Source organism: Embleya scabrispora, from assembly GCF_002024165.1.
GTDB classification, from domain to species: domain Bacteria; phylum Actinomycetota; class Actinomycetes; order Streptomycetales; family Streptomycetaceae; genus Embleya; species Embleya scabrispora_A.
Map to the genome: position 1 here is coordinate 733,173 of NZ_MWQN01000001.1, position 26,252 is coordinate 759,424.

A 26,252-nucleotide genomic window follows, 5' to 3' on the forward strand; every position below is an offset into this window, starting at 1 on the left:
CCGCGATTTTTTGGGTCGGATGGCCCGGAGCGAAGCGGAGGGACAGCCGGCCCCGAGCGAGGGGCCGCTTTTCTGCGGAGGAGCGAAGCGGGGGAGCAGAAAAGCGGTGCCTCGCGAGCCGGCGCGAAGCGCCCAACAAGAAGCAACGCTGCGGACACGACTCTGGTGTCCCGCGTTGCTCGCGTCGCGATTCCGGCTACCCCACGGCCCACTTCACGACCGCGCCCCCCATCACGCTCACCTCAGCGACTCCGGCCACCCCCCAGCCCGCCTCACGACCGCGTCCCCTCATCCCGCCCACCTCGCGAACCCGGCCACCCCCCAGCCCACTTCACGACTCCGCCCCCCAACTCACTCACCTCGTGACTCCGGCCACCCCCCAGCCCGCCTCACGACCGCGCCCCCCGTCACGCCCACCTCGCGACTCCAGCCACCCCAAGACCCACCCCACGACCCCGGCGCCGCACTCCACGCACCCTGCGCCCCCAACGCCCGCGCGCGCCCCACTCACCCCGCCCCCGGCTACCCACCCCCCGCGCCCCGCAACTCAGGCGCCCCACCCCACCCACCCCACCACCCCGACCAAATCACCGCGCAACTCCGGCCCCCCCAACCGCCTCACCCACAACTCCCGCGCCCCACGCCCCGGCGCACCCGCCCTCCGCCCTCCGCCCTCCGCTCCCGTAACCCACCCACCCGCCCTCCACCCCCGTGAGCCGGCGGCAGGCACGGTGGCCAGGTGTCCGCCCTTGCCCGCGGTCAGTCCCGGCGTAGTTCGCCCGCTGTCCAGCGGTCGGCGAGGAGTGTGGCCATGTCGTCCCACGCGGCCTCGACGATTCGGGACAGGCCGGCGGTGTCCATGACCTCGTCCTCGGTCCATTCGTCCATCGCCACCCGCATGACCGAGTGGTACAGGGTCACCAACAGCGCCGGGCGCCGGTCGAGTTCCGGGGTCAGGCCCTCGCGGCGGGCGATCTCCGCCGCCATTCGCCGCTCCAGCTCGATCGCGTTGCGCAGCGAGGCGGCCAGCAGTACCGGGGTGCCTTCGATCAGTCGGCGCATCCGCAGGAACTCGTGGCCCGCGCCGTCGGCCGGCTCGTCGCCGAACTCCGACAACACCTCGGTACCCGCGCGGCGCAGCGCGGTCAGCGGCGCCTCGTCGGCCGGTCGGGTGGCCAGTGCGGACAGGAACAGTTGCTCGAACTCCATGGCCCGGGCCAGCGCCACCTCCTCCTTGCCCGCGAAGTAGCGGAAGAAGGTGCGCCGGGAGACCTCCACGGCGGCGACGATCTCGTCGATGGTCGTGGCGTCGTATCCCTTGCGCAGGAACAGCTCCTGCGCGGCGTCCACCAGGGCCTCTCGCGTGCGTTCCTTCTTGCGCTCGCGCAAACCCGTCGCGGCGCCGGCCGTGTCCCGCACGTTGCGTCTTCCTCTCCTTGGTCCTGCACAGTATGGCACTTGTCACTGCGTGCAACTTGAGTGATTTGGCTACTTGGCACACGGTGCCATATCGTTCGATGGTTCGATACGACGCTGAACACGGATGGATGTAGGGGACGCATGAGCCAGACTTCGACGGCGGCGACACCGGACGCACCCCCTCCGGATCCCGCCACTCCCCCCGCCCGCAAGGGCATGCAGGGTCATCCCTGGCTCACCCTCCTCGCGGTCGCGTTCGGCGTGATGATGGTGGCCCTCGACGGGACCGTCGTCGGCATCGCCAACCCGGCCATCTCCAAGGACCTCGACGCCTCGCTCGCCGACCTGCAATGGGTCACCAACGGCTATCTGCTCGCGCTCGCGGTGTGCCTGATCCCGGCGGGCAAGCTCGGCGACCGCTACGGGCACAAGACGATCTTCCTGATCGGCGCGGCCGGCTTCGCCGCCACGTCGCTGCTCATCGCGTTCTCCCAGTCGGTCTCGATGCTGATCGCGTTCCGGGTGCTCCAGGGCGTGTTCGGCGCGCTGCTCCAGCCCACCGCGCTCGGTCTGCTGCGCAACAGCTTCCCCGGCAACAAGCTGAACATGGCGATCGGCATCTGGGGCGCGGCGATCTCCACCGCCACCGCCGCCGGTCCGATCGTCGGCGGTCTGCTCGTCGAACACGTCAGCTGGCAGTCGGTGTTCTACATCAACGTGCCGATCGGCGTACTGACGCTGGTGGTCGGCATCTGGGCGCTGGCCAACAGCCGGGTGGCCGGTGCGAGCAACCGGATCGACTACCTCGGCGTGGTGCTGTTGTCGGTGGCGATGTTCTGCCTGGTGTGGGGCGTGATCAAGAGCGGCGAGAAGGGCTGGGGCAGCGCCTACACGCTCGGCTTCATGGCCGCCGCGGCGATCCTGCTCGCGGTCTTCGCGCTGTGGCAGACCCGGGCGGCCGAACCGCTGATGCCGATGGGGATGTTCCGCAACCGGTCGTTCTCGATCGGCATCGTGCTGATGATCTTCATGGCGTTCGCGATGTTCGGCGCGATGTTCTTCATCACCTTCTACCTCCAGGGCGTCAACGGGCTCAGCCCGACCGAGACCGGCGTACGGATGTTGCCGATGTCGGTGGTGATGATGATCGGCTCGCCGATCGGCGGCCTCGCGATCACCAAGCTGGGCCCGCGTATTCCGATCATCGCCGGCCTGGCGCTGTCCGCGACCGCGATGGCGCTGCTGGCCCGGCTGGGCGAGGACGCGAGCTTCGGCGCGACCATGCTGCCGTTCGTGCTGCTCGGATTCGGGCTCAGCCCGATCATGGTGGGCGCCACCGACATCATCGTCGGCAACGCCTCGCTCGAACTCTCCGGCGTGGCCTCCGGGATCCAGCAGGCCGCGATGCAGGTCGGCGGCGCGCTCGGCACCGCCGTGCTCGGTGCGGTGGTGGCGGCCAAGGTCTCCTCGGTACTGCCGGACCGGTGGCCCGCGGCGGCCGGCGACTACGCCTCGATGCCGCACGGGCAGCGCGAGGGGATCGAGGGCTCGGTCGCGCAGGGGTTCCCGCCGCTGCGACCGGACCTGCTGGGCGGCAGGCAGTTGGACGGCCCGGCGACGGAGGCGGTCCGACACGCCTCGGCCACCACGTTCCTGGACGGCATGCAACTGGCCTTCACCATCGCCGCGATCACGATGGCGGTCGGCATCGTCCTGGCCCTGTTCGTCCGCCAGGGCGAAAAGCGCGAGGGCGCGGTCGCCGTACACGTGTAACGGGCGGTCGCCGCGCCTTCCGGGCCGGGCCGCCCGCGCGGCGTCCGCGCACCGCCGGTCGGGCATGGCATGCCGTGGCGATCGGCATGGCCTGCCCCGTCCCACCGGCCCGTTGCGGCATGATCCATGGGTAATGGTCATTCGACCTGCGCGCCGTTCCCGACCTCGGTCGGGGGCGGCGTCGTGGGTTTCCCCGGCAAATTAGACAGGTATTCTTACCTCGTGCAGCAAGACACCTCCTCCGGGCCCGAACTGGTGACATTGCTGGTCACCGCCGTGCGCGGGATCAGCCAACTGTTCTCCGACCGCATGACGGCCGCCGGTTTCGACGAGATCCGGCCCACGCACGGCTTCGCGCTGACCCTGATCGGCGAGGACGGCACCACCGCCACCGAGCTCGGTCGCCGACTCGGCATGACCAAGCAGTCGGCCGGCGAAGTGGTCTCACACCTGGCCCGGCACGGCTACGTCGACCGCAAACCCGACCCCGCCGACCGCCGCGCCCGTCGGATCACCCTCACCGAACGCGGCCGCGAGTGCCTGCGGGTGATCTGGGCCGAGCTGTCCTGGATCCAGGGCGCCTGGACCAAGGCGGTCGGCGACGACGGGGTCGAGGTACTCAAGGACGGTCTACGCGCGGGCATGCGCCAACTCGGCGCCTCCGGCGAACTCCCCGACAACCTCAGCCAGGCGTGGTGGTGGCGCGACGCCCGCAGCCTGTAGGCCGCGGCGCCCCCACCCCTGCGCCGGGCCGGGGTGGGTGTCGGTGACCTGGGCCGGTTCCACCGGCTGCGCGTACTCCCCGACGAACTCCCGCACCCTCGCCGGCATTTCGCCCCGCTGCCGGTCGGTCCCCCCATCGCACTCGCGTAGCCGAACGCGGCGATCCGCTCCACGCCCGCGTCATGGGCCACGACTCGCGGCGCCGGAAGAGGGTCCGCTCCGCGCGCTCGAACCAGGGGCTGCGGGCGACCGCCGGGCGGTCATCGCGCAGGCCGCCGAACGGGCACTCGGCCACCTCGTACAGCCGGTCCACCAGCGCGTTCCCCTGATCCCGCGCGTTCCACGGCAGCGCCGGCACCCCGGCCGGCCGCAACACCCGCGCGATCTCGCGCAGCGCCGGCTCCGGCTCCGGCTCGAACCGGTGGCACGCCCGGGTCACGGTGACCACGTCGACCGTGCCCTCCGGCAGCGGTATCGACTCCGCCGTGCCGACCGGCACCCCTTCGACCATCCGGGCGAACGTCTCACGCACCGCGCCGACGGCTCCATCGCCGCGACCCGCGCCCCGCGCTCGGCCGGCCGGCGGGTCGATGTGCCGGTGCCGGCGGCCGGATCGAGCACCGAGGTGCCCGGCCCGATCCCCGCCCCGGCGTACAGGTGATCCGTCGCCTCGTTCGCATGGGACGGTCGCACCCCGGCCCCGCGCGGCCGACAAGGGCGCTGTCAGGGCCGGCCGACCAGCACCGCCGCCGCCAGCACGCACGCCGCCGACACCGTCAGCAACGTCGCGCGGATCGCCCGGTCGCCGACCGCCGCCGTGCCGCCCCGAACCGCGTGGTCGACCTGTCGGTGCCGCAGCAACCCCACCACGTATACCCCGAAGCCGGCCGCCATCACCACGAACCCCGGCAGCATGAACCACCAGCGCCCCGGTACGTGGCCGGCCCGTACCAGCAGCGCCCCGTTGGCGACGAACGCCAGCGACGTGCGCGACCACGCCATCCGAGTGCGCTCCGGCTGCAGCCCCGGATCCAGGGGCGCGCCCGGCAGCGCGACGGGGCGGCGGCCCATCAGGACACGAGCATGAGCACGACGCTCACCACGATCACGATTCCCAGACCCGCCGACACCACCAGCGGCAGCGCGGAGAACGGCAGCGCCCGGCCCAGCCGCATCGCCCGCTCGACCTGGTACCAGCGCCGGTACGCGGTGGCCGACAGGGTCAGCGCCAAACCGACCAGGGCCAGCCCGAGCATCAGGCGCTGCGCCCGCGAAGCCAGGTCCGGCACCAGTTGCACCACCGCCACCCCGCCCGCGAGCAGGGAGAGCGCGGTGCGGATCCAGGCCAGGAACGTGCGTTCGTTGGCGAGGGTGAACCGATAGTCGGGCTCGTCGCCGATTTCCCGCAGCCGGGAGCCCTTCCGATCGGATTTCATGATCTTCATTATCGGCACAGGACCCCGACCGCCTCATCCGGGCCGGCGCGAACGCAGCGAGCCGCCCACCCGGGCGGGGTGGGCGGCTCGACGGGTCCGGCGGCGGACGCTAGCGCAGCAGCGTCGGCTTGAGATCCTTTATCCGGGCCAGCAGGCCGTTGACGAAGGCCGGCGACTCGTCCGTGGAGTATTCCTTGGCGAGTTCGACCGCCTCGTCGATGGCCACGACGTCGGGGACGTCGCTCTCCCAGAGCAGTTCGTAGATACCCAGGCGCAGGACGTTGCGGTCCACGCCGGGCATCCGGTCCAGCGTCCACCCCACGGCGTAGGTGCCGATCAGGTCGTCGATGCGCTTGCGGTGCTCCTGGACGCCCTCGACCAGGCGCATCGTGTACTCGGCGACCTGCGGCTCCGCCTTGTCGGCCCGGAAGCGGCCGACCCAGTCCGCGAGGATGGTCACCGGATCGACACCGCGCTGGTCGGCCTCGAACAGGATCTGCAGCGCGCGCTTCCGGGTCTTGCTGCGGGCACCGGCCACTAGCTGTTCACGCGGCCCAGGTAGTCACCGGAACGGGTGTCGACCTTGACCTTCTCGCCCGTGGTGATGAAGAGCGGAACCGCGATCTCGAAGCCGGTCTCCAGCTTCGCGGGCTTGGTGCCACCGGTGGAGCGGTCGCCCTGGACACCCGGCTCGGTGTACTCGATGAGCAGTTCGACCGACGCCGGCAGCTCGACGTAGAGCGCGGCGCCCTCGTAGATCGCGACGGTCGCGTCGAAGCCCTCGAGCAGGTAGTTGGCGGCGTCGCCGACGGTCTCGGGCGAGATCGGCAGCTGCTCGTAGGTGTCCGTGTCCATGAACACGAAGTCGGAGCCGTCCTTGTACGAGAACTGCATGCCGCGCTTGTCCACGGTGGCCGTCTCGACCTTCGTGCCGGCGTTGAAGGTCTTGTCCACGACCTTGCCGGAGAGGACATGCTTGAGCTTCGTACGAACGAACGCGCCGCCCTTGCCGGGCTTGACGTGCTGGAACTCGACGACGGACCAGAGCTGGCCGTTGTCGAGCTTGAGCACCATGCCGTTCTTCAGGTCGTTGGTCGTGGCCACGAGTGTGGTGTCTCCTGCGTGCTTCTGGGACCGGATTCTCGCTCGTCGGACGAGGCGGCGGGCGCCGGCCCGCTACAGGACGAGCAATTCCTTGGTCGTGATGGTGAGTAGCTCGGGGCCGCCGTCTTCGAGCGGACGAACCACCAGGGTGTCCTCGATGCGGACACCGCCGCGGCCCGGGAGATAGATCCCCGGTTCGACGGTGACCGGCATGCAAGCGTCCAGCTTACCGGTCGCCGTCGGACCCAGACGCGGGTCCTCGTGGATCTCCAGACCGACACCGTGTCCGAGGCCGTGTCCGAAGAAATCGAGGAAGCCGGCCTGCGCGATCACATCGCGCGCGGCCTTGTCCACCGCGACCGCCTCGACCCCCGGCGCCAGCGCCTCCCGGCCCGCCTTCTGCGCGGCGAAGACCACACTGTAGATCTCCTGCTGCCAGGCCGAGGGCTCGGTGCCGATCACGAACGTGCGGGTCATGTCGCCGTGGTAGCCGCGGTAGCGCGCGCCGAAGTCGATCTTGAGGAAGTCGCCGTCCTCGACCCGGCGGTCCCCGGGATCGTGGTGCGGAATCGCCGAGTTCGGCCCGGTGGCCACCACCGTGGGGAAGGCCACCGCGTCGGCGCCGTGATCGGCCATCCGCCGCTCCAGCTCCATCGCGATGTGCCGCTCGGTCCGGCCGACCAGGATCGACTCGATCATCTCGCCCAGCGCCCGGTCGCCGATCTCACAGGCGATCCGCAGCGCGGCGATCTCCTCGGGATCCTTGATCCGCCGCAGGTCCTCGACCACACGACCCAGGTTGACCAGCTCCCCCGCGGCGCTCTCCTCGGCCAGCACCCGGCCCAGCTCGCGGTACAGCTCGACCGTGACGTGCTGCTCCTCGATGGCCAGGCGAACCGCGCCGGAGCGTGCCGCGCGGGTGGTCAGCGCCTGCGCGCAGGCCCGCTCGACCAGCAGTTCGACACCCGGCGACTCCTCGGCGGCCTGGGCCGCGTAGCGGCTGTCGGTGCACAACACCGCGCCCGAACCGGTCCCCTCGCCCGGTGCGCCCGGCGTGTACACGAGCAGCGCGGCGTTGGAGCCGGTGAACCCGGTCAGGTATCGCACGTTGACGAGGTTGGTGATCAGGGCGACGTCGGCGCCGGCACCGGCCAGGCGGGAACGCAGTCGATCACGGCGTCGATCATGGGCCTCGGGCATGGGAACAGCGTAGACCCGTGAGGTGTGGGTAGCCCGGTGTGACTCGACGGGACTGCATCCTTCGGGCTCGCGCCAGCGCGGATGCGCGTTCGGACCAGCGCAAACGCCCGAAGTCCGGACAGCGGCCCGGGCCCGGTTCTACCCTCTCCTGCGAGGGGGTGGGCTTCAGTGGAAATCAGTGGAAATGACGGAACTGCCACGTCTGTGGCGGACGAGCGGTTGATGGCCCGATTGCGCGCCGCAGCCGCGCGCTATGCGGGGGCCGAGGCGGATCGGTCCACGATCGAGCGGCGACGCGCCGACGGTCGGCGATTCCCCGACGACGACCACCGGCTGCAACTACGCGCGGCCCGACTGGTGGAGCAGCACGAGGTGCCCGGGCAGGTGCTGCTGGCCACGTCGCCGGAGGAGAGCGGACCCGGGCTCGCCGAGCGCATCATCGGCGCCACCAACGATCTGCAGAGCCTGAACTTCCTCGCCCGCGGCATGCGCGCCGCCGCGTGCGTCGCGCGGATCTGGTACTCCGCGGGCGGACCCGTGCAACCGCAGGCGACCGGCTTCCTGGTCTCGCCGAGCCTGTTGCTGACCAACCATCACGTCTTTCCCGACGCGGCGACCGCTCGCGGCGCGTTCGCCGAGTTCGGTGCGGAGATGGGCATCGACAACGACCTGCCCGCGCACACCACCCGCTTCACGCCGGACCCGGACACGCTGTTCCTGACCGACGAGGATCTGGACTTCGCCCTGGTGGCGCTGCGTCCGGGCGGCGACGGGCGGCCGGCCGGGCAGGTCTTCGGGCATCTGTGGCTGCTCGCGGCCGAGGGCAAGCTGGTGCTCGGCGATCCGGTGAACGTGATCGGACACCCGGACGGGCGGCTGAAGGAGATCGCCATCCGGCAGAACCGCTTCACCCAGCGCTTCGACGACTTCATCCAGTACGAGACCGACACCGAGCCGGGCAATTCCGGTTCGCCGGTGTTCAACGACCAGTGGGAGGCGGTCGCGCTGCATCACAGCGGGGTGCCCGCGCACGACGCGTCCGGGGCCGTGCTGAACCTGCACGATCAGCCGTGGCGGCCCGAGCAGGGGCAGGCCGAGATCAAGTGGATCGCCAACGAGGGGGTGCGGATCAGTGTGATCCTGGCCCGCCTCGCGGCGCTGTCCACGGGCGACGCGCAGCGGGCGCTGCTCGCCGAGTTGGGTCCCGGCTCGGGCCTGGGCACGGCGCCGGCGCTGCTGTCCACGGTGCCCGCTCCCCGGCCGCCGATCGAGGTCGCCGAGGCGGTCGCGGTCGCCGGGGCGAGCGGCCGGCCGGAGGCGTTCGGGGGCCGACTGCGTCTGGTGTTCGTCCACGGGCGCAGTCAGCAGGGGCGCGATCCGGACGAACTGCGGCGCGGCTGGGCGGCGGGGCTGAACAGCGGGCTGACCCTGGCCGGGCTGCCGACGATCGATCCGGCCGACGTGTGGTTCCCCTATTACGGCGACCGGCTCGTGCAGGTGATGGAGTCGGCGCTGCCGGGCGAGGCGCCGCTGTCCGCGTCGGCGCGGGAGTTGTACGACCGGCTGCTCGACGAGGCCGCACGGCGGGCGGGCATGCCCCCTCCGGAGGCGGCCGAGCCGGCGACCGAGAGCATCTGGGACCACGTGGTGCGCACCACGCGTGAGCCGCTGGGCTGGATCGCCGCGCACACCGGGGTGGACCGGCTGGTGATCAAGGCCGCGTTCAAGGACGTCGCGGCCTATCTGGATCAGGACGACTCGCGCACGGCCGTGCTCGACCAGGTGCTCGCCGGGATGCCCGCCGACGGTCCGGTGGTGCTGGTCGCGCACAGCCTGGGCACGGTGGTGGCGATGGATCTGCTGACCCGGCTGGGGCCGGCGGTGCCGGTGGCCGGGTTGGTCACCGTGGGCAGCCCGCTGGGGATGGACACCGTCTATTCGCGACTGCGGATCGGCGGGCCGCATCTGCCGCCGATCGCGGGGCCGTGGTTCAACGCGTGGTGCCCGACCGATCCGGTCGCGATCGGGTGTCCGCTGGCCGACGACTGGAGCGGCCTGGTCGCGGAGTGCGCGGTGGCCAATCCGCTCGATCGCGCGCACGACATCGGCGCGTATCTGGGGCATCCGGAGGTGGCGACGGCGATCGGGCGGTTGCTCGGGTGAGGTCCTTCGAGCGGCGCGGCGGTCCGGCCCGGGGTGTCACCCACGTGGGTGACACCCCGGGCGGAAGCGAGGCTCAGCCGTCGAGTTCCTCGGCGAGCGCGCGCAGCGCCAAGCGGTAGGAGCCGAGGCCGAAGCCGGCGATCGTGCCGCTGGCGACCGCGGCGACCACGCTGGTGTGCCGGAAGCTTTCGCGCGCGTACGGGTTGGAGATGTGCACCTCGATGAACGGCGCGGTGCGCTGGGCGACCGCGTCGCGCAGCCCGTAGGAGTAGTGGGTGAACGCGCCGGGGTTCATCACCACCGGGATGCGGCCGTCGGCGGCCTCGTGCATCCAGCGGATGATCTCGCCCTCGTCGTTGGTCTCGCGGACCTCGACGGCGAAGTCGAGTTCGGCGCCGAGGCGTTCGCACTCGGCGACCAGGCCCTGGTACGAGGTCGCGCCGTAGACGTCCGGCTCGCGGCTGCCGAGCCGGCCGAGGTTGGGGCCGTTCAGGACCAGCACCCGGCGCGCGCTCACGCCGAGACCTCGGCGTAGGCGGCGACCAGGAGCGTCGGGTCGGGGGCCTCCAGGACGACCGGCTTGGCCAGGCCGTCGAGGACGATGAAGCGCAACATGTCGCCGCGCGACTTCTTGTCCACGCGCATGGTCTCCAAAAGCCGGGGCCACGCGTCGCCGCGGTAGGTCAGCGGCAGGCCGACGGCGGCGAGCACGGTGCGGTGCCGGTCGGCGGTGGCGTCGTCGAGGCGACCGGCGAGCCGGCCCAGTTCCGCGGCGTAGACCATGCCGACGCTGACCGCGGCGCCGTGCCGCCACTTGTACCGCTCGGCCTTTTCGATCGCGTGCGCGAGGGTGTGGCCGTAGTTCAGGATCTCCCGGCGGCCGGCCTCCTTGAGGTCGCCGGAGACCACGTCGGCCTTGACGCGAATGGCCCGGGTGATCAGCTCGGCGGTGTCCTCGCCCAGCGGGTCGCGGGCCGCCTCGGGGTCGGCCTCGATCAGGTCCAGGATCACCGGGTCGGCGATGAATCCGGCCTTGATCACCTCGGCCAGGCCGCTGACGTAGTCGTTGCGCGGCAGCGACTCCAGCGTGGCCAGGTCGGCGAGCACGCCGGCGGGCGGGTGGAACGCGCCGACCAGGTTCTTGCCCTCGGCGGTGTTGATCCCGGTCTTGCCGCCGACGGCCGCGTCGACCATGCCGAGCAGCGTGGTGGGCATCGCGATCCAGCGCACGCCGCGCAGCCAGCTCGCCGCGACGAAGCCCGCCAGGTCGGTGGTGGCGCCGCCGCCGATGCCGACGATCACGTCGGAGCGGGTGAACCCGGTCTGGCCGAGCACCGACCAGCAGTACGCCGCGACCGCGACGTCCTTGGCGTCCTCGGCGTTGGGCACCTGGATGGCGATCGCCTCGTAGCCCTGCGCGGCCAGGTCCTCGCGGACCGCCTCGCCGGTGGCGGCCAGCGCCTCCGGGTGCAGGATCGCCACCCGGCGGGCGGAGGTGCCGATCAGCGCGGGCAGTTCGCCGAGCAGGCCGGTGCCCACGAGCACGTCGTAGGGCTCCGAGGTGCCGCCGACACGGATCCGGACGGGTTCGGCGGGGGTGCCGCTCATCGCTTCACGTCTTTCTCGGGCGTGGTGGGCTCGGGTCGGGCCCGGTGGGATGCGGTCTCGAGGGTGTGCCCGATCTCGGCGGCCACGTCCTCGGGGGTGCGGCCGGCGGTGTTCACCGTGACCGCGGCGACCTCGGTGTACAGGGGGCGGCGCGCGGCCATCAGCTCGCGCCAGCGGGCCCTGGGGTTGCCCATCAGCAGCGGGCGCGGCGCGTCGAGGCCGACCCGCTTGACCGCGTCGGCCAGGTCAACGTCGAGGAAGACCACGTGATGGCCCGCCAGGAGGGCGCGGGTGGCCGGGTCCAGGATCGCGCCGCCGCCCAGGGCGAGTACGCCGGGGTGATCGGCCAGCGCGTCGGCGACCGCCCGGTGTTCGAGCGCGCGAAAGTGCGGCTCGCCCTCGTCGACGAAGATGTCCGGGATCGGCTTGCCCGCCCGCGTCTCGACGTCGGCGTCGGTGTCGCGAAAGCCCACCCCGTGCGCCGCGGCGAGCAGCAGGCCCACCGTCGTCTTGCCCGCGCCGGGCGGCCCGACCAGGACCACCAGCGGATGGGCGCCCCCGTCCCGGCCGGGCGTGGTGTGCGCGCCGTCGGCGATGTCCCCGGCGTCCCCGATGTCTGCCATGGCGCTACCGAATCTCCAGCGCGTCCAGGTAGCCGCGCACGTTGCGGGCGGTCTCGGCGACCGAGTCGCCGCCGAACTTCTCGGTGACCAGGTCGGCCAGCACGAGGGCCACCATCGCCTCGGCCACGATGCCCGACGCGGGCACCGCCGCCACGTCGGAGCGCTGGTGGTGGGCCTGGGCCGGCTCGCCGGTGCGCACGTCGAAGGTGGCCAGGGCGCGGGGCACGGTGGCGATCGGCTTCATCGCCGCACGCACGCGCAGCACCTCGCCGGTGGACATGCCGCCCTCCACACCGCCGGAGCGGTGCGAGGTGCGGCGCGCGCCGTCGGCGGTGTTCACGATCTCGTCGTGCGCCTTCGAGCCGCGCACCCGGGCCAACTCGAAGCCGTCGCCGAGTTCGACGCCCTTGATCGCCTGGATGCCCATCAGCGCGCCCGCGAGGCGCGAGTCGAGCCGGCGGTCCCAGTGCACGTGGCTGCCCAGGCCCGGGGGCAGTCCGTAGGCGAGCACCTCGACCACGCCGCCGAGCGTGTCGCCGGCCTTTTGCGCGTCGTCCACCTCGGTGACCATCGCGGCCGACGCCTCGGGGTCGAAGCAGCGCACCGGGTCGGCGTCCAGGCGCGCGGTGTCGTCGGGGCCGGGGAACACGCCGGCGGGCGCCTTGGCCGCACCGAACTCGACCACGTGGCTGACGATCCGGATGCCGGCGACGCGCTCCAGGAACGCCTTGGCGACCGCGCCGAGCGCGACCCGGGCGGCGGTCTCGCGGGCGCTGGCCCGCTCCAGGATCGGCCGGGCCTCGTCGAAGCCGTACTTCTGCATGCCCGCCAGGTCGGCGTGGCCGGGGCGGGGACGGGTCAGCGCGGCGTTGCGGGCCTGCGCGGCCAGCACCTCCGGGTCCACGGGGTCGGCCGACATGACCGTCTCCCACTTGGGCCACTCGGTGTTGCCGACCATGATCGCGACCGGGCTGCCCTGGGTGAGGCCGTGCCGGACGCCGCCGAGGAAGGTGACCTCGTCGCGCTCGAACTTCATCCGCGCGCCGCGCCCGTAGCCCAGTCGGCGGCGCGCGAGCGCGTCGGCGACCAGGTCGGTCGTGACGGGCACGCCGGCGGGCAGCCCCTCGAGGGTGGCCACGAGTGCGGGGCCGTGCGACTCCCCGGCGGTCAGCCAGCGTAGGTTGCCCACGAATGCTCCTTCTTGCGCATCATGCGTGCCGGGTCCGGACGGCGGCACGAGGGCCCGGCACGCTGCGCCGAGCGCCACCTGGCGGGATCCGCCCGGCGAATCTCCGCCCGAATCCTTTCATGCCCGAGGCGGGCCCCCGTCCCCGCGTCCATCTTCCGGACAGCGCCGCGCGGACCGACACCGTCTCACCAGGCGAGATGCAATCGGGACAACTCGGCGCCGCACAACACGCCGCCGAGCGCGCCGAGCAGCAACCACGGGCCGAACGGCAGCCGGCTGTCCCGGCGCGCGCGGCCCACGAGTATCAGCGCCCCTGCGGTCAGCCCCGCGAGCAGCACGGCCAAGAACGCGCCGGTGACCAGCACGCCCCAGCCCAGCCAGGTCAGATGTATGCCGAGCACGCCGGCGAGCTTGACGTCGCCCATGCCCAGGGAGCCGCGGAAGAGCGCGGCCAGGCACAGGTGGTAGCCGGCCAGCGTGACGCCGCCGAGCAGGGCGCGCCGGTAGGCGGTGAAGTCGCCCAGGGCCAGCGACTCCATGCCGAGCAGGGTCAGGCCGGTGGCCAGAGTGACCAGAAGCACCGGGTCGGGCAGCCGCAGGGCGCGCATGTCGACCACGGCGAGGGTGACCCCCGCGACGGCGAGCACCAGGAACGCGAGCAGGTCGAGTCCGGGCCCCAGGCGCCAGGCGAGCAGGGCGCAGACGAGCCCGGTCAGCGCCGCGAGCGGCAGCGCGCCGAACCGGCCGCTCGCGGCCGACACGGGCTCGACGGGCAGGGCCGGCGGACGACCGGGCGGGGCGATGCCACCGACCGAACCGGCGCCGGGGCTTCGGGCGAGCAGGAGATGGATGGGACGGGGCAGCCCGAGCCCGGCAACGAAACCGAGCAACGCGCACAGGAGAGTGAGTCCGAGGAACACGCTTGCGACGATACGCAGGATCGTACGCCGGTCACGTTCCGTCGTCCCCAACCCCGACCCGAAGATCACACCAAACCCGAACCCTGGGGACAACCCCACCCCCACAACCAAGCCCGCCAGGCCGCCGGGCCCGGCGAGCCCGGATCAGGGGATCCGCGTCGTCCGGCTTGCCTTGCTCGTCAGCTTCGGCCCGCCAGAGCCGCTTCGCCGGCCGTGCGCATCGCGGTGAGTGGGCCCGGGCGGCCCGTCATCAACTCGACCTGGAGGACCGCCTGGTGCACGAGCAGGTCCAGGCCGCCCACCACCGTGCCGCCCGCGTGTCCCCACGCGCCCGCGAGCGCGGTGGGCCACGGATCGTAGAGCACGTCGAAGAGCACGCCGGGCCCGGCCGGCACCTCGATCGCGAGATGGTCGACCGCGCCCTTGGGCGTCGTCGCCACCACCAGCGGCGCGGCCAGCGCCTCGGCGGCCTCAGTCCACGGACGCACGGTCACCGCGACGCCGAGCCGTTCGCCGGCCGCGTGCATCTCGCGCTCGCGCTCCGCGCCCCGCACGTACACCCGCACCGGCCCGTCCGTGACCTCGCGCAGCGCGGCCAGCGCCGAGGTCGCGGTGGCACCCGCGCCCAGCACCGCCGCCGACTCGACCCGCTCCACGCCACGCTCGCGCAATGCCGCGACCAGGCCCGGCACATCGGTGTTCTCGCCCACCCGGCGGCCGTCGGCGGCGCACACCACGGTGTTCACCGCGTCCACGTCCCGCGCGACGGCACCGATCTCGTCGAGCAGCGGCCGGATCGCCCGTTTGAGCGGCATGGTCAGCGAGAGCCCGGCCCACGACGCGTCGAGTTCGGCGACGAAGCCCGGCAGGGCCGCCTCGTCGATCTCGAACGCGTCGTAGGACCAGTGGGTCAGCCCCAGTTCGGCGTACGCCGCCCGGTGCAGGACCGGGGACAACGAGTGCCGGATCGGCGAACCGAGCACGGCGGCGCGGCGCGGAATCGGGGTCGGGGTCGGGGACGTCACGGGGTCGGGTGTTCCTTGATCCACTTCGCCAACTCGGCCTTGAACTCCTGGAACTTGGCGTCGCTGTCGGTGAACTTGGTGGTGCCCACGATCGGGTCGACGGTGACGAAGTACAGCAGGTTGCCCGACGGCGGTGCCAGCGCCGCGTCGATCGCCGCCTTGCTCGGGTTGCCGATCGGCCCGGGCGGCAGGCCCTTCTTGACGCGCGTGTTGTACGGGTTGCTCGCGTCGTTGAGTTCCTTGTTGGTGAGCTGGATGTTGCTCTTGCCGAGGTAGTAGTTGACCGTCGAGTCCAGGCCCAGCGACATGTTCTTGCCGAGCCGGTTGTAGATCACCTGGGCGACCTTGCCCTTGTCGTCGGTGGTCTTGCCCTCGGCCTCGACCAGGCTGGCGATGATGATCAGGTCGTAGGGCTTCTTGTTCATCGCCTGGGCCTTCGCGGCCAGACCGACCTTGTCGTACTCCTTGACCGCCCGGCCCACCATGTCCTTGAGCACCACCAGCGGGTCCATCCCGGGCGCGGCGATGTACGACGCGGGGAACAGGAAGCCCTCGATGTTGCCGTTGGCGTAGTCCGGCAACCCGAGCGACGGGTCCTTGGCGGCGGCCTCCACCTTCTCCTTGGGCACGTTGAGCGACTTCGCCAGCGACTCGAAGACCTGCGAGGAGCGCAGTCCGGGCCGCAGGATGAAGTCCTTCTTGTTCTTCGGGTTCACCAGGATCTCGAAGGCCGACTTCGCGGACATGTGCTTGGCCATCGTGTACGCGCCCGGCTGGATCTTGGACGCGCGCTGGTCCTTGTCCTCCCGGGCGACCTTGGTGAACGCCTCGACGCTCTTGGTGACCCCGACCCGCTTGAGTTCGTTGGCCATCTGCGGCGTGGCCCAACCCGGCTTGATCTCGACCACGAGCGAACCGGAACCGCTGCCGCTGTAGTCCGGCGGCGGGCCGAAACGGTCCTTCAGGAAACCGTAGGCCCAGTAACCGCCACCGCCGAGGATGGCGAGCACGATCACGAGGGCGAGGGAGACCGCACAACCGCTGCGGTTCTTCTTCTTGCGGCCCCGTCCGCGCCGCCCGCCCCGCGAACCGTCGTCCTTGCCCCGTCGCCGGCTGCGCGGCTCCGACTGCTCCGAATCCATCCGCAGTCCGAGATCGCTCATGCCGTGGGCCTTTCAGAGTCGGATGCGGACCCGGCCGGAGCGGGGAGCACGGCCTGGCCCGGAGGACGTCCGGAACCTCGCTCGGTGTCGAGCGCGTTTTGCAGGATCACGATCGCGGCCGCCTGGTCGACGACTCCGCGGGCCTTCTTCGCCTTGACGCCGGAGGCCTGGAGCCCTCGGGTCGCGGTGACGGTGGTCAGTCGCTCGTCGACCATACGCACCTCGATCGCCGGGTCGAGCCCGGCCACGAGTCGGCCGGCGAACAGCCGCGCCTTGGCCGCGGCCGCGCCCTCCTTGCCGGAGAGCGAACGCGGCAGCCCGACCACGACCTCGATCGCCTCGTACTCGGCGACGATCTCCAGGACTCGGGCCACATCGCGCCGCCCGGCGGGCACGGTCTCCACCGGGGTGGCGATCAGTCCGTGCGGGTCGCTGGCCGCGACGCCGATGCGAACGTCTCCCACGTCGACCGCAATTCGTACTCCGCGTCTCAAGGTCGGCTCTCCGTCACAGACTCTGCGTCACTGACTATTCGGGCATGACGCCCCGGCATACAAGTCCCCCGGGGGTGCGGGAGTCCGGTTCCAGACTTCCACACCCACCGGGGGAACGAGGGTAGGGGACGACTCAGGATGTACGTTCGGCGACTGTCCGGGTGACCGCGGCCAGCGCGTCGGCCACCTTCGTCGGGTCCGAACCGCCGCCCTGGGCCACGTCGTCCTTGCCGCCGCCGCCTCCGCCGAGGGTCTGCGCCGCGACACGAACCAGCTCGCCGGCCTTGACGCCACGCTCGCGCGCGCCGTCGTTCGCGGCGACCACGACCATCGGCTTGCCGTTCACCACCGACACGACCGCGACCGCGGCCGGGCGACTCGCGAGCCGACCGCGCACATCCAGCGCCAGCTTGCGCAGGTCGTCGGGCGTGGTGCCGTCGGGCAGTTGGGCGACGGCCAGCGCCACGCCGTGCACGTCCTGCGCGCCGTCGACCAGACCGGCGGCGGCCTGGAGCACCTGCGCGCCGCGCAGCGCGGCGATCTCCTTCTCCGCGTCGCGCAGCTTGGCCATGATCGAGGCGACCCGCTCGGGCAGCTCCTCCGGCCGGCCCTTCACCACGTCGGTGAGCTGGTTGACGATGGTGTGCTCGCGCGCGAGGAACTTGTACGCGTCGGCGCCCACCAGCGCCTCGACCCGGCGCACGCCGGCGCCGATCGAGGACTCGCCGAGCAGCTTGACCAGGCCCAGCTGCGCGGTGTTGTGCACGTGCGTGCCGCCGCACAGTTCCTTGGAGTAGTCCCCCATCGTGACCACGCGGACGCGGTCGCCGTACTTCTCGCCGAACATCATCACGGCGCCCTGCTTCTTCGCCTCGTCCATCGACATCACCTCGGCGGTGACGTCGAGGTTGCGCGCGAGCACCTCGTTGATCTTCTGCTCGACGTCGGTGAGCACGCTGCCCGGCACCGCGCCCGGCGCGCCGAAGTCGAAGCGGAAGCGGCCCGGCGCGTTCTCCGAGCCGGCCTGCGCCGCGGTGGGGCCGAGCGCGTCGCGCAGCGCCTGGTGGGTCAGGTGCGTGGCGCTGTGCGCGCGGGCGATGGCGTTGCGCCGGTCGGTGTCGATCTGCGCGAGCGCCTTGGCGCCGACCACGACCTCGCCGACCTGGACCCGGCCGCGGTGCACGGTGACGCCGGCGACGGGGGTCTGTACGTCGCGGACCTCGACCACGGCGCCGGTCTCCAGCCGGATGCGGCCGGTGTCGGCGAGTTGGCCACCGCCCTCGGCGTAGAAGGGGGTGTGGTCGAGCACGACCTCGACCTCGTCGCCCTCCTGCGCGGCGGGCGCGGATACGCCGTCGACGAGCAGGCCGACCACGGTCACCTCGTTGGCGGTGTCCAGGTAGCCGGTGAACACGGTGCCGCCGGCCGAGTCAGCGACCTCGCGGTACACGGACAGGTCGGCGAGGCCCTGCTTGCGCGCCTGCGCGTCCTTCTTGGCCCGCTGCCGCTGCTCGTTCATCAGCCGGCGGAAGCCGTCCTCGTCGACCGCCAGGCCCTGTTCGGCGGCGATCTCCAGGGTCAGGTCGATCGGGAAGCCCTCGGTGTCGTGCAGCAGGAACGCCACCTCGCCGGGGAGCACGCGCGAGCCCGCGCTCTTGGCCTTGACGATCGACTCGTCGAGCAGCGCGGTGCCCTCCTGGAGCCGGGCCAAAAAGCGCTTCTCCTCGGCCACCGAGACCGCGTCGATGCGCTCGGCGTCCTCGATCAGGTTCGGGTACTGCGGACCCATCGCCTTGATCGTGGTCTCGACCAGGTCGTGCAGCGTCGCACCCTCGGCGCCCATCAGCCGCATGTTGCGAATCGCGCGGCGCATCATGCGGCGCAGCACGTAGCCGCGGCCCTCGTTGCCCGGCACCACGCCGTCGCCGATGAGCATCACGGCGGTGCGCACGTGGTCGGCCACCACGCGCAGCGACACGTCGGTGGTGTGGTCCTGCCCGTACACCTTGCCGGTGAGTTCGGCGGCGCGGTCCAGGATCATCCGCGAGGTGTCGATCTCGTACAGGTTGTCGACGCCCTGGAGGATGCACGCCAGGCGCTCCAGGCCGAGCCCGGTGTCGATGTTCTTCGCCGGCAGGTCGCCCAGGATCGGGTAGTCGTCCTTGCCGGTTCCGGCGCCGCGCTCGAACTGCATGAAGACCAGGTTCCAGATCTCCAGGTAGCGCTCGCCGTTGACCGCCGGGCCGCCCTCCTCGCCGTACGCGGGGCCGCGGTCGTAGTTGATCTCCGAGCACGGGCCGCACGGGCCGGGCACGCCCATCGACCAGAAGTTCTCCGACTTGCCCAGGCGTTGGATGCGCTCGGGGGGCACGCCGATGACGTCGCGCCAGATGCGCTCGGCCTCGTCGTCGTCGAGGTAGACGGTGATCCACAACTTCTCGGGGTCCAGCCCGTAGCCGCCGTCGGCGACCGAGTTGGTGAGCAACTCCCAGGCGAGCGCGATCGCGCCCTCCTTGAAGTAGTCGCCGAACGAGAAGTTGCCGCACATCTGGAAGAACGAGCCGTGCCGGGTGGTCTTGCCGACCTCCTCGATGTCCAGCGTGCGCACACACTTCTGCACGCTGGTGGCCCTCTTGAAGCTCGGCTTGACCTCGCCCAGGAAGTAGGGCTTGAACGGCACCATGCCGGCGTTCACCAGGAGCAGCGTGGGGTCGTCCGCGACCAGTGACGCCGACGGGACGACGGTGTGTCCGCGTTCTTCGAAAAACCGCAGCCAGCGCTTGCGGATCTCTGCCGACTCCATCAGGTGCCGTCCCTTCGGTCGTACCGTGCCTTGCCTTCGTACAGCTCGCGCGGGTCGTAGTGGTCCCGCCCGTCGTGCCGGTGCTCGTGCGGCTCGCGCGTGCCGGGCAGTATCCGCCGGCTCGGGGCGGGCGGCAGGGCCGCGGCGGCGACGTCCGCGCCGATCGCCCGGTACAACTCCTGCTCGCGCTCCGCCATGCCCGCGCGGACCTCGTCCGCGAAGTACTTGATCGCCTCGCCGATGCCCGTGACGTTGTCGGCGACGCCCTCGGGCGTGTACTTGTACGCCTTGTCCTTGACCTTGCGCGCGGCCCAGACGCCGGCGCCGGCGCCGACCGCGATCCAGAACAGTCTCGCCATCGGTCAGCTCCTTCCGCGCATGCTGCGCTGCCGCGCGACCTTCTGCGCCTTCGCCGCGGTTCGCACCCGGCGGCTGAGCTCGGCGCGCTGCTGCGCGGACAACGCGCGGCGCACGCCGTAGCTGAACGCGGCGGTCTTCACGAGTGGCCCGCCGAGTGTGGCGGCGACCGTGGAGGACAGCGCGGTGGCGTTCGTGGTCATGGTCTGCACGTTGCCCGCGATCTGGTCGACGCGGCCCATCTGGGCGTTGGTCGCCCGGACCGTCTCGGTGACCTCGTCCAGCAGCGGGACCGCCCGGTCCGCCACCCCCGCGACCAGGGTCGTGGCCTCCTTGAGCACCTTCGCCAGCTTCACCAGAGCCACCGCGAGAAAGGCGACCAGGATCGCCCAGAAAACGGCGATGATCATCAGCGCGACTTCGCCACCCGACACCGTCATGCGCTCCTTGAGAAGTGGGATCAGTCGAGGCGGCGGATACGCGTCGCCCACCTCGGAAAACCCGACCCTACCGCGACCGCGCGGGTCCCCTCGTCCGAGGAAACCCGCGCGGTCGGCGTGGCGTGTGTCGCGACCCGGTGTCGTGTGCCGATCGATCTCCGGTGTCGGTTTGTCGATGTCGTCGGTCAGCGGGAGTAGTACTCCACGACCAACTGCTCGTCGCAGATCACCGGGACCTCGCGGCGCTGCGGGAGGCGGTCGAGGCGGGCCATCAGTTTGTCGAGGCGGGCCTCGATGTAGCGCGGGGTCTCGGCGGCGGCGAATCCGCCGGCCTGGACCACCTGGAACAGCGGCTTGGTGCGGCTGCGCTCGCGCACGGCGACCACGTCGTCGGGCTTGAGGCGGTAGGAGGGCTTGTCCACCTTGCCGCCGTTGACCTCGATGTGGCCGTGGGTGACCATCTGCCGCGCCTGGTAGACGGTGCGCGCGAAGCCGGCCCGGAGCACGAAGGCGTCGAGGCGGCGCTCGAGGTCGACCACCAGTTCGTCGCCGGTCTTGCCGGCGTGCTTGTTGGCGCGGTCGAACGCGGCCCGCATCTGGACCTCGGAGATGTCGTACTGGAAGCGCAGGCGCTGCTTCTCCATCAGCCGGGTCTTGTAGTCGGAGGTCTGCTTGCGACCGCGGCCGTGCTCGCCGGGCGGGTAGGGCCGGTTCTCCAGGTACTTGGCGGCCTTGGGGGTGAGCGCCACACCGAGCGCGCGGCTGCGGCGGATCTTGGGGCGCGTCTGGTTGGTCAAGGTCGGGTCCTCCGTGCGGGGCCGTTCGGGCGGTTCGGATGGTCGGGGCGTTGCGGGTGTGGCCGGTGCGGTCCTGGGTCGGGGCGCGGGGCCGGGGCGGTGGGCCGCCGGGCGGGCCGTCTTGCCAAGATCGGGGTACTTAGGTAAGCCTAACCTTAACGAAGACGCGGCCGGTAGCCCACTCGGGGGTCGCAAACGAGCGCCGTACCCGGCGCCCCACCCGCCGTACCTGAGCGCCACACCTGGAGGACGCCATGTCTGTTCCCACCGAGGCCAACGCCGGGCGCACCGATGTCTCTTCCCGGCGGCCGCGCACCGCCGAGCGGGCCCGCACGCTGGCCGCCCACGCCGGGTCGGCCACGCTGGACCTGCCCGGCGACCGGGAGGAGCATGTGATCCCCGCCGCACGGGCCGTCGAGGCCGACGGCTCACTGCTGCTGCTCGTCCCCGGCGAGACCGCCGCGGTGGTGCTGACGTCCCGGGACGACACGGCCGCCGTGCTGCATCTGGTCGACGTCGCGCCGGTGGCCGTGCCGCACCGGGTCCGGGCGCACTGCTGGATCGCGGGCTGGCTGAGCATCCCCACCGGCCCCGACGCCGAGCACGCCGCCGCGCTGCTGGCCGAGGCGGCCCCCGACCCCACCGCCTCCGAGCGCTCCGGCACGGTCGTGCGCCTGGAGGTCGGTGAGGTGCTCGTCGACGACCTGTGGGGCACCGGTCACGTCGAGCCCGACGACTACGCCGACGCCGCGCCCGACCCGCTGGCCGGGCACGAAGCCGAACTGCTCCAACACCTGGCCGCGGCGCACGGCAACGACCTGTACCGGCTGGCGATCGTGGCCGGCGCGCCGGCCTGCGCGGACCGGGTCGCGCCGGTGTCGCTGGACCGACACGGCATCCGGCTGCGCACCGGCGGCCCGGACCGCACCTGTGACGTGCGCTTCGAATTCGAGCACCCGGTGGCCGACCCGACGGAGCTCGGCGGTGCGCTGCGCCGACTGCTGCACGGGGTCCACGGGGAGAGCTGAGGCTTCCGCCCGCCGCTTCGGGGCGGGCACGCGTCGGGGGCCGGCCGTCCGGCTCGCGGACGCGCGCGGGAGTGCTCGCGGTTTCGGCGCGGGCCTCGTCCGCCGACCCCTCCGGCCCGTGGCCTGGCATGATGCCGCGCCCGCCGGGCAGTCTCCTCCTTCGTGATCGGCCGTGCCGGGCCGGGGCGCGGGTCGGGAACCGGCTAACGTTTCCGGTCGCGGCACCGGGTGGGGATCCACCCGGACGGATCGCCACGGCCGACCGGTCGACGGCGCCGCCGGCGCGGGCCGGATCGCGGCGGGAACGGCGGAAGGGACGACACGGGGTGTCGGAGCAGCACGCGCGACACGAACCGGACGGATCGGCGGACGAGGTCGGCCGCGCCCATCCGGGCCCTCGTGCGCCCTGGGAGCCGGAGCGGCCGGCGGCGCCGCGATCCGGCGCGAGCCCGTGGCAGGACCGGCTGCGCACCCAGCTGCGGTTCAGCGGACACACCGCGAGCATCCCGATCGTGCCCGCCCCGGAGAAGCCCGAGGCCGGCCCCTCGGTCCCGCGCGTGCTCGATCTCGCGCTGCGCACCGGCGAGCTGCTGCTGGCCAGCGGCGAGGGCGGGGAGGACGTCGAGGCGGCGATGCTCGGCATCACCGACGCGTACGGCCTGGAACGCTGCCAACCCAATGTGACCTTCGTCGCGATCACCCTGTCCTACCAGCCATCCCTGGTCGAACCGCCGGTCACCGGCGAGCGGGTGGTGCGCCGCCGCGCCGTCGACTACACCCGGCTCGACGAGGCACACCAGCTGGTCGAGGCGATCACCCGATCCGAGTTGACCCTGGAGGAGGCGTACCACCGCCTCGCCGACATCCGCCGCAACCGACACCCCTACCCGCGCCCGCTGCTGCTGCTGTCCGCCGGGCTGATCGCGGCCTTCGCGAGCGTGATGGTCGGCGGCGGACCGATCGTGGCCGTCGCGGCCTGCGTCGCGGCGCTGATCGGCGAGCGGTTGGCGCAGATGCTCGCCGAGCGCGGCGTCCCGGAGTTCTACCAGTTCGTGCTCGCCTCGATGCCGGCCGCCGCGATCACGGTGGGAATGATCAAACTCGGCGCGGGGATCAACCCGTACGCCGTGGTCACCGGCGGGCTGTTCGCGCTGTTGCCGGGGCGGGCCCTGGTCGCCGCCGTACAGGACGGACTGACCGGCTTCTACATCACCGCCGCGGCCCGGTTGCTGGAGGTCTTCTACCTGATCGTCGGCATCATCGTGGGCATCTCGATCGTGCTGTACATCGGCGACCAGGTGGGCGTGAAGTTCACCGTCGAGGGGACCTTCAACCTCAACGGCAACCCCCGCATCGTGCAACTCCTCGCGGCGGGCGGGGTGTCGTTGACCTTCGCGGTGCTGGTCCAGGTGCGTCGGGTGCTGCTGCCGATGGCGGCGGCGGGCGGGGCGGTCGGCTGGGCGGTGTTCCAGGTGCTGCGCGAGGCGGGCGCGGCGCCGGTCCTGGCCACGGCGGTGGCCACCGGGCTGCTCGGACTGCTCGGACAGTTGCTCGCCCGCTGGCACGGGACGTCGGCGCTGCCGTACGTGATCCCGGCGATCGGCCCGATGTTGCCGGGCAGCGCGATGTATCAGGGCATGCTCGGGCTGGCCCTCGGCCACACGGACAGCGGCTGGCGCAGCCTGGTGAACGCGGCGTCCCTGGCCCTGGCGCTCGCGGCGGGCGTCAACGTCGGCTCCGAGGCGGCCCGCTTCGTCCTGCCCTCGCCCCCGCCCCGCACCGGCCGGGAGATGCGGCCGGCGTCGAAGCGCACGCGAGGCTTCTGAGCGACCGTCGCGGCGAGTGGAGGCCGCCCCCGTCCGGATCCCGATCCGCGTCGAGGGCACGGGCGCGGCCGGGCGGGCTCACGGCCGCAGGTGTCGCAGCGTGAACTCCGGCAGCGCCATGGCGCCGGCCTGCGGGGCGGCCGGGTCGGCGGGGGCGTCCGCGCCGGGGATCCGGGCCGCGTATCGCTCCGCGTCGTCGACCGGGGTGTAGGCGAGTTCGGCGGGGGTGGGCAGGGCCCAGAACCGGCGGGCGTTGGCGGAGACGGCGTAGACGGCGGTGAATCCGCCGCCGGCCGGTGCGGCGAGCGCGGCGCGGACGAAGCCGACGCAGTCGCGCGGACTGAGCCAGGTGGCCAGATGGCGGGGCTCGACCGGCTCGGGCTCGAAGCTGCCGATGCGCAGGCAGAGCACGGACAGGCCGAACTTGTCCGCGTACAGCTGCCCCAGCGCCTCGACGGCCACCTTGCTCATCCCGTACAGGCCGTCCGGGCGCACCGGATCGTCCGGTCCGATCTGCCGGCCGACGGGGTGGAAGCCGGTGACGCGGTTGCTGCCGGCCAGCACGACCCGGGGCACGTCGGCGCGCCGGGCCGCCTCCAGGACGTTGTGCGTACCGAGGATGTTCGCCCGAACCAGATCCGGAAGCGGCGCCTCTTCGGCGATCCCGCCCAGATGCACCACGGCATCGACCCCGGCGAAGGCGCCCTCCAGGCCGGGCGGGTCGAGGAGATCGACGGTATGCACCTCCTCCCCCGGCCCCTCGGCGCGCAACGGCACGAGGTCGAGCAGGACCAGCCGCTCCACGTCGGCACGCAACCCGCGCCGAAGCACCTCCCCGATCCGCCCGGCCGCCCCGGTGACAGCCACACTCCGCACCCGCATCGCACACCTTTCGCCGGCCGATCCACCGCAAACACCCTGCCCGCCCCACCCCGACCCAACCAGCCCCCGAGAGGGGCCGCGGATCGATCGCGATCGCAACCGCAGGACAGGGACGGGGCTCGCAGGCGGTCGCCCGCAGGTGCGACGAAGCCTGCGGACAGCCGCCCACAGGTGCACCGAAGCCCACGGACAGTCGCCTACAGGTGCGCCGAAGCTCGCGGACGGTCGCTCGCGGGTGCGTGCGCGAGCATCTTCTCGGTCGCGAGCGCGGGCGACCGCGGTGCTTGGTGCGGGTGACGCCGGTCAGGGCGCGGGCGCCGAGCGTCGGGGTCCGGGTGGACCGGGGCGCGTTCCCCGGCGGGTGCGTACGGCTGCCGGTGGCGGGGGCGTGGATGTGGGTGGGAACGACCGTACGGTGGGAACGACCCGTGCGGTGGGAGCGTTCGGATTCTGGGGCCGGTGGTCGAGGAGCGGTCCCGAATCGACGCGCGTGGCCCCGGACGCCGGGACCACGTCGAAGCAGAGAGGGTTCCCCGCATGCCGGACGCGCACGCATCCACCGGGCCGTTCGCCGCCCTGCGCAGGTGGTCGCCGCCGCGCGAAACGCCCGTGCGTGCGGTCGTCCTGGTCCTGCCCGGTGGCCGGGCGCACGGCCGGCAACCCGCCTCCACCCGCAACCTGGCCTATCGACGCATGGTGCCGATAGCGCGCTCCGTACACCGCGCGACCCACATGGCGGGCGCCGAGACCTGGCTGCTGCGCTACCGGGTGCGCGGCTGGAACGAACCCGAGCGCGACCCGGTCCAGGACGCGTGGTGGGCCCTCGACGGCATCCGTGCCCGATACCCCGACACCGAGGTCACCCTCGTCGGCCACTCGATGGGCGGCCGCACCGCGCTGCGGGTGGCCGGCCACGACAGCGTGCGTACGATCTGCGCGCTGGCGCCCTGGATCGAGGACGACGAGCCGTACGCGCAACTCGCCGGCCGGGACCTGGTCGTCGTACACGGCACGGCCGACCACACCACGAGCCCGAAGGCCTCGCACCGCTACGCGCTGGCCGCGCGCGAGGTCTCCGACCGCGTCTGCCGATTCGAACTCGCCGACGGCCACGCGATGATGCGCCGCGCACCGGCCTGGACCGAACTGGTCCGCCGCACCGTGGTGGGCGCGGTAACCGGCCGCCTGGACCCCGAGATCGCCCGCGCCATGCAAACGCCGGCCCCGGACGGCCTCCGCGCCCCCGCAGTCAACGCGAGCAGCTAGGACGTGGCCGCAA

General features: G+C 72.3%; 26 protein-coding genes. 6 read left to right on the plus strand and 20 right to left on the minus strand.

Going from position 1 to position 26,252, the window contains the following annotated elements; all coding sequences use genetic code 11:
• Positions 1 to 759 precede the first annotated feature (759 nt).
• Positions 760 to 1,419 carry a TetR family transcriptional regulator gene (locus B4N89_RS03525; RefSeq protein ID WP_161500607.1) on the minus strand — a complete coding sequence of 220 codons (660 nt, stop codon included), beginning with the start codon at positions 1,417 to 1,419 and terminating at the stop codon, positions 760 to 762.
• Between the two features lie 141 nt (positions 1,420 to 1,560).
• On the opposite strand from B4N89_RS03525, the gene B4N89_RS03530 reads away from it, so the two are divergent.
• Positions 1,561 to 3,192, plus strand: a complete 1,632-nt coding sequence (locus tag B4N89_RS03530) for an MFS transporter (protein ID WP_078974405.1) — start codon at positions 1,561 to 1,563, stop codon at positions 3,190 to 3,192.
• 222 nt (positions 3,193 to 3,414) lie between these two features.
• Positions 3,415 to 3,915: a MarR family winged helix-turn-helix transcriptional regulator gene (locus tag B4N89_RS03535; protein WP_161500608.1), complete on the plus strand. Its 501-nt coding sequence runs from the start codon at positions 3,415 to 3,417 to the stop codon at positions 3,913 to 3,915.
• On the opposite strand, the gene B4N89_RS03540 is transcribed toward B4N89_RS03535, so the two are convergent.
• The 6 genes from B4N89_RS03540 to B4N89_RS03565 form a co-directional block, all read right to left on the minus strand.
• The gene (locus tag B4N89_RS03540) at positions 3,875 to 4,426 is read right to left on the minus strand and encodes a methyltransferase domain-containing protein (RefSeq protein WP_101897237.1); all 552 of its coding nucleotides are present in this window, start codon (positions 4,424 to 4,426) and stop codon (positions 3,875 to 3,877) included. The genes B4N89_RS03535 and B4N89_RS03540 overlap by 41 nt on opposite strands.
• A 212-nt stretch (positions 4,427 to 4,638) precedes the next feature.
• Entirely contained in the window at positions 4,639 to 4,986 is a 348-nt protein-coding gene (locus tag B4N89_RS03545) for a DUF202 domain-containing protein (protein ID WP_201260780.1), read from the minus strand.
• Entirely contained in the window at positions 4,986 to 5,360 is a 375-nt protein-coding gene (locus B4N89_RS03550) for a YidH family protein (protein WP_078974408.1), read from the minus strand. Before B4N89_RS03550 ends, B4N89_RS03545 begins: the two co-directional genes overlap by 1 nt.
• A gap of 100 nt (positions 5,361 to 5,460) precedes the next feature.
• On the minus strand, positions 5,461 to 5,889 hold the full coding sequence (nusB, locus tag B4N89_RS03555; protein ID WP_078974409.1) for a transcription antitermination factor NusB: 429 nt from the start codon (positions 5,887 to 5,889) through the stop codon (positions 5,461 to 5,463).
• Positions 5,889 to 6,455 (minus strand): elongation factor P, encoded by a 567-nt coding sequence (efp, locus tag B4N89_RS03560; protein WP_078974410.1) that lies wholly within the window; start codon positions 6,453 to 6,455, stop codon positions 5,889 to 5,891. The genes nusB and efp overlap by 1 nt, the downstream gene beginning before the upstream one ends.
• Before the next feature lie 72 nt (positions 6,456 to 6,527).
• Positions 6,528 to 7,655 (minus strand): aminopeptidase P family protein, encoded by a 1,128-nt coding sequence (locus B4N89_RS03565; protein ID WP_078974411.1) that lies wholly within the window; start codon positions 7,653 to 7,655, stop codon positions 6,528 to 6,530.
• A 222-nt stretch (positions 7,656 to 7,877) separates the two neighbouring features.
• Between B4N89_RS03565 and B4N89_RS03570 the strand changes: the two genes are divergently transcribed.
• Positions 7,878 to 9,818: a trypsin-like peptidase domain-containing protein gene (locus tag B4N89_RS03570; RefSeq protein WP_078979087.1), complete on the plus strand. Its 1,941-nt coding sequence runs from the start codon at positions 7,878 to 7,880 to the stop codon at positions 9,816 to 9,818.
• Between the two features lie 73 nt (positions 9,819 to 9,891).
• On the opposite strand, the gene aroQ is transcribed toward B4N89_RS03570, so the two are convergent.
• From aroQ to rpsD, 12 genes are all read right to left on the minus strand, one after another.
• Entirely contained in the window at positions 9,892 to 10,335 is a 444-nt protein-coding gene (gene aroQ / locus B4N89_RS03575; protein WP_078974412.1) for a type II 3-dehydroquinate dehydratase, read from the minus strand.
• Positions 10,332 to 11,426: a 3-dehydroquinate synthase gene (gene aroB / locus B4N89_RS03580; RefSeq protein ID WP_078974413.1), complete on the minus strand. Its 1,095-nt coding sequence runs from the start codon at positions 11,424 to 11,426 to the stop codon at positions 10,332 to 10,334. Before aroB ends, aroQ begins: the two co-directional genes overlap by 4 nt.
• Complete coding sequence (locus B4N89_RS03585; RefSeq protein ID WP_078974414.1) at positions 11,423 to 12,049, minus strand: shikimate kinase; 627 nt, start codon at positions 12,047 to 12,049, stop codon at positions 11,423 to 11,425. The genes aroB and B4N89_RS03585 overlap by 4 nt, the downstream gene beginning before the upstream one ends.
• Positions 12,050 to 12,053: 4 nt before the next feature.
• On the minus strand, positions 12,054 to 13,238 hold the full coding sequence (gene aroC / locus B4N89_RS03590) for a chorismate synthase (protein ID WP_078974415.1): 1,185 nt from the start codon (positions 13,236 to 13,238) through the stop codon (positions 12,054 to 12,056).
• Between the two features lie 185 nt (positions 13,239 to 13,423).
• Positions 13,424 to 14,158: a prepilin peptidase gene (locus B4N89_RS03595; RefSeq protein WP_078974416.1), complete on the minus strand. Its 735-nt coding sequence runs from the start codon at positions 14,156 to 14,158 to the stop codon at positions 13,424 to 13,426.
• Between the two features lie 179 nt (positions 14,159 to 14,337).
• On the minus strand, positions 14,338 to 15,183 hold the full coding sequence (locus B4N89_RS03600) for a shikimate dehydrogenase (protein ID WP_235618448.1): 846 nt from the start codon (positions 15,181 to 15,183) through the stop codon (positions 14,338 to 14,340).
• Positions 15,180 to 16,346, minus strand: coding sequence for an endolytic transglycosylase MltG (gene mltG, locus B4N89_RS03605; RefSeq protein WP_078974417.1), 1,167 nt, complete (start codon positions 16,344 to 16,346; stop codon positions 15,180 to 15,182). Before mltG ends, B4N89_RS03600 begins: the two co-directional genes overlap by 4 nt.
• A complete protein-coding gene (ruvX, locus tag B4N89_RS03610; RefSeq protein ID WP_078974418.1) occupies positions 16,343 to 16,840 on the minus strand; it encodes a Holliday junction resolvase RuvX in 498 nt (165 codons plus the stop codon). The genes mltG and ruvX overlap by 4 nt, the downstream gene beginning before the upstream one ends.
• Positions 16,841 to 16,973: 133 nt before the next feature.
• Positions 16,974 to 19,643: an alanine--tRNA ligase gene (gene alaS / locus B4N89_RS03615; RefSeq protein WP_078974419.1), complete on the minus strand. Its 2,670-nt coding sequence runs from the start codon at positions 19,641 to 19,643 to the stop codon at positions 16,974 to 16,976.
• Positions 19,643 to 20,002: a DUF6167 family protein gene (locus B4N89_RS03620; protein WP_078974420.1), complete on the minus strand. Its 360-nt coding sequence runs from the start codon at positions 20,000 to 20,002 to the stop codon at positions 19,643 to 19,645. The genes alaS and B4N89_RS03620 overlap by 1 nt, the downstream gene beginning before the upstream one ends.
• A 3-nt stretch (positions 20,003 to 20,005) precedes the next feature.
• Positions 20,006 to 20,440 (minus strand): DUF948 domain-containing protein, encoded by a 435-nt coding sequence (locus B4N89_RS03625; protein WP_078974421.1) that lies wholly within the window; start codon positions 20,438 to 20,440, stop codon positions 20,006 to 20,008.
• 185 nt (positions 20,441 to 20,625) lie between these two features.
• Positions 20,626 to 21,237 (minus strand): 30S ribosomal protein S4, encoded by a 612-nt coding sequence (rpsD, locus tag B4N89_RS03630; RefSeq protein WP_078974422.1) that lies wholly within the window; start codon positions 21,235 to 21,237, stop codon positions 20,626 to 20,628.
• Positions 21,238 to 21,491: 254 nt separating this feature from the next.
• Between rpsD and B4N89_RS03635 the strand changes: the two genes are divergently transcribed.
• Complete coding sequence (locus tag B4N89_RS03635; RefSeq protein WP_078974423.1) at positions 21,492 to 22,265, plus strand: DUF2470 domain-containing protein; 774 nt, start codon at positions 21,492 to 21,494, stop codon at positions 22,263 to 22,265.
• A 326-nt stretch (positions 22,266 to 22,591) separates the two neighbouring features.
• On the plus strand, positions 22,592 to 24,091 hold the full coding sequence (locus tag B4N89_RS03640) for a threonine/serine ThrE exporter family protein (protein WP_235618450.1): 1,500 nt from the start codon (positions 22,592 to 22,594) through the stop codon (positions 24,089 to 24,091).
• Between the two features lie 78 nt (positions 24,092 to 24,169).
• Here B4N89_RS03640 and B4N89_RS03645 read toward each other — a convergent pair whose 3' ends face one another.
• Positions 24,170 to 24,958 carry an NAD-dependent epimerase/dehydratase family protein gene (locus B4N89_RS03645; RefSeq protein ID WP_078979090.1) on the minus strand — a complete coding sequence of 263 codons (789 nt, stop codon included), beginning with the start codon at positions 24,956 to 24,958 and terminating at the stop codon, positions 24,170 to 24,172.
• A 552-nt stretch (positions 24,959 to 25,510) separates the two neighbouring features.
• Here B4N89_RS03645 and B4N89_RS03650 point away from each other — a divergent pair.
• Positions 25,511 to 26,239, plus strand: coding sequence for an alpha/beta hydrolase (locus tag B4N89_RS03650; protein WP_078974424.1), 729 nt, complete (start codon positions 25,511 to 25,513; stop codon positions 26,237 to 26,239).
• Positions 26,240 to 26,252 lie beyond the last annotated feature (13 nt).

What these genes read in the sequence shown, in the direction of transcription:
- B4N89_RS03530 (WP_078974405.1), top strand. Translation starts at nt 1,561, where the DNA reads ATGAGCCAGACTTCGACGGCGGCGACACCGGACGCACCCCCTCCGGAT.
- B4N89_RS03540 (WP_101897237.1), bottom strand. Translation starts at nt 4,426, where the DNA reads ATGGTCGAAGGGGTGCCGGTCGGCACGGCGGAGTCGATACCGCTGCCG.
- B4N89_RS03545 (WP_201260780.1), bottom strand. Translation starts at nt 4,986, where the DNA reads ATGGGCCGCCGCCCCGTCGCGCTGCCGGGCGCGCCCCTGGATCCGGGG.
- B4N89_RS03550 (WP_078974408.1), bottom strand. Translation starts at nt 5,360, where the DNA reads ATGAAGATCATGAAATCCGATCGGAAGGGCTCCCGGCTGCGGGAAATC.
- B4N89_RS03565 (WP_078974411.1), bottom strand. Translation starts at nt 7,655, where the DNA reads ATGCCCGAGGCCCATGATCGACGCCGTGATCGACTGCGTTCCCGCCTG.
- B4N89_RS03570 (WP_078979087.1), top strand. Translation starts at nt 7,878, where the DNA reads ATGGCCCGATTGCGCGCCGCAGCCGCGCGCTATGCGGGGGCCGAGGCG.
- aroB (WP_078974413.1), bottom strand. Translation starts at nt 11,426, where the DNA reads ATGAGCGGCACCCCCGCCGAACCCGTCCGGATCCGTGTCGGCGGCACC.
- B4N89_RS03585 (WP_078974414.1), bottom strand. Translation starts at nt 12,049, where the DNA reads ATGGCAGACATCGGGGACGCCGGGGACATCGCCGACGGCGCGCACACC.
- mltG (WP_078974417.1), bottom strand. Translation starts at nt 16,346, where the DNA reads ATGAGCGATCTCGGACTGCGGATGGATTCGGAGCAGTCGGAGCCGCGC.
- alaS (WP_078974419.1), bottom strand. Translation starts at nt 19,643, where the DNA reads ATGGAGTCGGCAGAGATCCGCAAGCGCTGGCTGCGGTTTTTCGAAGAA.
- B4N89_RS03620 (WP_078974420.1), bottom strand. Translation starts at nt 20,002, where the DNA reads ATGGCGAGACTGTTCTGGATCGCGGTCGGCGCCGGCGCCGGCGTCTGG.
- B4N89_RS03625 (WP_078974421.1), bottom strand. Translation starts at nt 20,440, where the DNA reads ATGACGGTGTCGGGTGGCGAAGTCGCGCTGATGATCATCGCCGTTTTC.
- B4N89_RS03635 (WP_078974423.1), top strand. Translation starts at nt 21,492, where the DNA reads ATGTCTGTTCCCACCGAGGCCAACGCCGGGCGCACCGATGTCTCTTCC.
- B4N89_RS03650 (WP_078974424.1), top strand. Translation starts at nt 25,511, where the DNA reads ATGCCGGACGCGCACGCATCCACCGGGCCGTTCGCCGCCCTGCGCAGG.